Below are 1,779 nucleotides of genomic sequence, written 5' to 3' on the forward strand. Positions count from 1 at the left end.
CATGAGGATCACGCCGAGCGGATCAGGCCGCTCGACGGGGTGGCCGTGGATGTGGGGCAGCCGGCGCCAGCCGACGATCAGGGCGGCGATCCCGACGGGGACGTTGACCAGGAACACCCACCGCCAACTGGCGGCGACCAGCAGGCCGCCGACGACCGGGCCGATGCCGGCGGCCACCCCGCCGGCCGCGGTCCACGCGCGGACCGCGCCGGGGCGGCGCGCCGGTTCGTAGGCGGCGAGCACCAGCCCGAGCGAGGTCGGGGTCAGCAGCGCAGCCCCGGCTGCCTGCACCAGCCGGAAGCCGATCAACATCTCGACGCTCGTCGATGCCGCGCAGGCGGCGGACGCGGCGGTGAAGACGGCGATGCCGAGCAGGAACCCGTGGTCACGGCGGTAGCGGTCCGCGAGCCGCCCGAAGAACACCAGCAGCGACGCGTAGACGATGGCGTACCCGTTGAGCACCCAGGACAGTCCGCCCAGGTCGGACGCGCCGAGATCGCGGGCGATCTGCGGCAGGGCGACGTTGACGATGAACAGGTCGAGGCTGGCGAGGATGACGCCGGCGCACACGATCAGCAGCACCTGGCGCGGCGCTGCCTGCCTTGGTGCCGCGGTCGGACGGTCGCGAACCGTGGCGAGTTCTGTCATGGAACTGACTCTAGAGGTAGTGAGTTCCATCATGCAACTAGCTAGCATGGGGGCATGGAACGCAAGAGCTTCGCCGACATGCCCTGCTCGGTCGCGCAGTGCCTCGAGGTCGTCGGCGAGTGGTGGTCGATGCTGATCCTGCGGGACGTCTTCTTCGGAGTCAGCCGCTTCGACGCGTTCCAGGATCGGCTCGGGATCTCCCGCAACGTGCTCAACCAGCGCCTGAACAAGCTGGTGGAGTCCGGCATCCTCACGAAGAATCCTTACAATCAGCATCCGCCGCGCTACGATTACCGGCTCACCGAGAAGGGCCGTGACCTGTGGCCGGTGTTGGAAAGCATGCGGCAGTGGGGCGACAAGCACGCCGCGCCGGACGGTCCGCCGGTTCTCATGAGACACACCAACTGCGGGCAGGTATCGACGGCGGTCATGACCTGCTCCAGCTGCGGCGAACCGCTCGAGGCACGAGGTATGCAGGCCGTCGCCGGGCCAGGGGCTCCGGACGGCTGCATCCCTATTGCCGGGCGCTCGTAACGGTGTGAAGAAGATAGCGGAAGCCATGGAGAGCCGGCCGAAAGTGAGCAGTTTCGGAGAAGCGCCGGTCACCGAGCAGAACTCGACCTTCGCCGTGCCACCGCTAACCCCGTGGGGTGCAGACTGTCGATTTCACGCCTCGCCGTTCGTCTTGACACGACCGTACACACCGGGTCGATGTGCCCCACGACTTCAGGAGCGACCATGACCGGCTCTTCTACCCAGGGAATCAAGACCGTGCTGCATCCTGTGTCCGACCTGGCGACGGCCAAGGCGGTGTACAGCGCACTGCTCGGCGTACCGCCGCAGACCGACGAGTCCTACTACGTCGGCTACGAGGCCGCGGGCCAGCACATCGGGCTGGTGCCGGGCGGTGGACCGCAGGGCATGACCTCACCGGTGGCCTACTGGCACGTGCCGGACATCGAGGCGAAGCTGGCCGAGGTGACCGCCGCGGGTGCCACTGTGAAGGAGCCCGCGCACGACGTCGGTGGCGGTCGCTTGGTGGCCACCGTCACCGACCCCGATGGCAATGTCCTCGGGCTGCTTCAGGACCGATGAGGGCCGACATCCGCTCCCGCCCTCAGCGTCGTCGCG

3 protein-coding genes are annotated in these 1,779 nt (G+C 68.2%); 2 read left to right on the forward strand and 1 reads right to left on the reverse strand.

The genetic code is table 11. From position 1 onward, the window contains the following. Positions 1-648: MFS transporter (locus U9980_RS19300; protein ID WP_322769206.1), on the reverse strand; the 648-nt coding region annotated here is incomplete at its 3' end. A 54-nt stretch (positions 649-702) separates the two neighbouring features. Between U9980_RS19300 and U9980_RS19305 the strand changes: the two genes are divergently transcribed. After that, positions 703-1,182, forward strand: a complete 480-nt coding sequence (locus U9980_RS19305) for a helix-turn-helix domain-containing protein (RefSeq protein ID WP_322769207.1) — start codon at positions 703-705, stop codon at positions 1,180-1,182. Between the two features lie 204 nt (positions 1,183-1,386). Then, positions 1,387-1,743: a VOC family protein gene (locus U9980_RS19310; RefSeq protein WP_322769208.1), complete on the forward strand. Its 357-nt coding sequence runs from the start codon at positions 1,387-1,389 to the stop codon at positions 1,741-1,743. The last annotated feature ends 36 nt before the right edge of the window (positions 1,744-1,779 follow it).

This window comes from Protofrankia sp. Cr1, assembly GCF_963555865.1.
Lineage (GTDB): Bacteria > Actinomycetota > Actinomycetes > Frankiales > Frankiaceae > Protofrankia.